The organism is Phormidium pseudopriestleyi FRX01 (genome assembly GCF_017313335.1).
Taxonomy (GTDB): Bacteria; Cyanobacteriota; Cyanobacteriia; order Cyanobacteriales; family Laspinemataceae; genus Laspinema; species Laspinema pseudopriestleyi.
Genome location: NZ_JAFLQW010000502.1, coordinates 1 through 2,940 on the forward strand (window position 1 = coordinate 1; position 2,940 = coordinate 2,940).

General features: G+C 48.5%; 1 protein-coding gene. It reads left to right on the plus strand.

The features are described from left to right. The coding region (gene drmA, locus J0895_RS19100; protein ID WP_207089594.1) for a DISARM system helicase DrmA at window positions 1-2,616 on the plus strand (2,616 nt) is incomplete at its 5' end. Window positions 2,617-2,940 lie beyond the last annotated feature (324 nt).

Sequence of the window (2,940 nt, forward strand, 5' to 3'; positions counted from 1 at the left end):
ATTCCGGAATTGGCGGGGTTGAGTTTAGATATGAAGGAACTTGCCCAAGTCAAACCGGAAGATTTGCCCAGGTTATTAACTCCGTTACCTCACGCTTACGCCTGTTGGATAGAACAGCAACAGGACCGTTTGCAACAACAAACCGACGGACTTGATGCCTGGGAAGTAGCGGCAAACCGGGCGATCGCCAACGGGAAAGAAACTTTAAGACGGATTCAGGAAGGGATTCATCTGTTGCAAACCAACCCCCAAGCAGTTCAGGGGTTTCAATTTGCCAATGCTGCGATGTGGCAGCAACGTCTCCATAGTCTCTATGCGGAAAAAATCCGTCGGGGGGAATCTGTTACTTTGGAGGAGTTGGATATTCCTAAAAATCGCAGTTGGTATCCGTTTCAGTTAGCTTTTGTCCTGGTGAATCTACCCAGTTTGACGGATTTGCATCACCGCGATCGCACTCATCCCACGGAAGCGATCGCGGATTTACTCTGGTTTCCCACCGGAGGCGGTAAAACTGAGGCGTATCTGGGGTTAACTGCTTATACTTTAGCTATCCGGCGTCTGCAAGGCATCGTGGGCGATCGCGATGGGGAAAATGGGGTGGCGGTTTTGATGCGCTATACCCTCCGCCTGCTGACTCTGCAACAATTCCAACGGGCCACGACTCTGATTTGTGCCTGTGAGTCAATTCGCCGTGAAGATGAGACAACCTGGGGGAAAGTCCCGTTTAGAATCGGCCTTTGGGTGGGTCAAAGTAGCACTCCAAATTATACATCACAAAGTGAAGAATTTGTCAAGCAAAAACGCGGCCAATCTTATACGGGAGGAACCGGTTCCCCTCACCAACTCACAAACTGTCCCTGGTGTGGGAGTGCGATCGACCCGGGGAAACATATTCACGTTGACCCGGTGGATAAAGGCCGAGGCCGGACTGTGATTAAATGTGGAGATGCGATCGGGAGTTGCCTGTTTTCCAAGGGGGAAGGATTGCCGGTGGTGGTAGTGGATGAAGAGATTTATCGCCGCCTGCCTTCGTTATTAATTGCCACAGTGGATAAATTTGCCCAAATGCCTTGGAAAGGGGAAGTGCAAATGCTGTTTGGTCGAGTCAGTGGATATTGCGATCGGCACGGATTTCGGTCCCCGGACCTCCAAGATGAAAATAGCCATAAAAAAACCGCCAAACTCCCTGCTGCCAAAACCGTTCCTCATCGCAATTTACGTCCACCGGATTTAATTATTCAAGATGAATTGCACCTGATTAGTGGTCCATTAGGAACCCTCGTCGGACTCTATGAAACCGCCGTGGATGAACTCGCCTCTTGGCAAGTCAACGGTCAAAAAGTCCGCCCCAAAGTTGTCGCCTCCACCGCCACTATCCGCCAAGCTCAAACCCAAGTCAATAACCTATTTTTACGAAGTTTGCAAGTCTTTCCCCCCCAAGGATTAGACATCGAAGACAACTTCTTTTCCCGGCAACGAGACCCAAGTGAAGAATACCCAGGACGGCGATATTTAGGAATTTGCGCCCCGGGTAAACGCTTAAAAGCCACCATGATTCGCGTCTATGTCGCCACTCTGGCATCGGCCCAAACTTTGTATGAAAAATATGGCAAAGAAGTCGATCCTTGGATGACTTTAGTCGGCTATTTTAACTCATTAAGAGAATTAGGGGGAACTCGCCGCTTGGTGGAAGATGACATCCGGACCCGCCTCACCAAAATGGAACAACGGGGATTAGCCAAACGGTTTTTACCCCACTTAGATGAGTTAACTTCCCGCAAAGATTCGACAGAAATTCCCCAGATTTTAGACAAGTTAGAAGTTCCCTTTGACCCAGACCAAGCAGCGGATAATAAAAAGCGGCGTAAGGCAGGAGAAAAGGTCAAAAACCCCGAACCTTTAGATGTAATTCTTGCCACTAATATGATTTCGGTTGGGGTGGATGTCAAGCGATTAGGGGTGATGGTGGTTTGTGGACAACCGAAGAATACGGCTGAATATATCCAAGCGACATCCCGGGTCGGTCGGAGTTCTCCGGGATTAGTGATTACTATCTATAATTGGGCGCGTCCTAGAGATTTATCTCATTATGAACGCTTTGCCCACTATCACGCCACTTTCTACCAAAATGTAGAGGCGTTATCAGTCACGCCCTTTGCATCCGGGGCCTTAGACAGGGGATTAACGGCGTTGTTAGTGTCTTTAATTCGCTTAGGAGATGAGGGATTAAATGCCAATGATGCAGCGGGAGATATCCAACGGGATAGTCCTTCAGTCCAAGGGGCGATCGCTACTATTGTCCAACGGGCGGAGGCGATCGGTGGAGTGCCCCAAGGACAAGCAGTCCGCCAAGAATTAGCCGCCAAATTAGACCACTGGTTATCCCAGGCAAAACCTTCTCCAGGAGGCGGGACTTTGAAATATCAAATTAAAAAGCGAGAAGGTACTACTATCCAATTGTTAAAACATTCGGGAAATGCCCGTTGGCAAGACTTTACTTGTCTGAATTCTCTGCGGAATGTAGAACCCACCATTGGCTTAATTTTTACCGAACAACCGCCAGATGATGACAGCGATCGGCTTCCTCAACCCTACCGAAAGCAGGAGGAAACATAACCGATAAAATTCTAGCCCTGTCAAGAGGGTTGGATGAAAATGACTCCTAAAGGAGTCACTACAAACGTTCGTAGTAATCCCTTCAGGGGTTGCCCTGAATTTGTGGTAAATTTAATGACAAAAAATCGTTATTTCACGTAGGGGCGCAATGCGCAGGCCCCTACAAATACACCTTGACAGGGCTACCCCTAAAGCTTACAAGGGTAGGGTTTGTAAGTACCCCTAAAGGGGTGTCCGGAAGATGACTCCTGAAGGAGTCACTACGAACGTTTGTAGTCACACTAAAAATGCCCAATCTTTCCCTGCTTTCTTGTCCTCTATTTA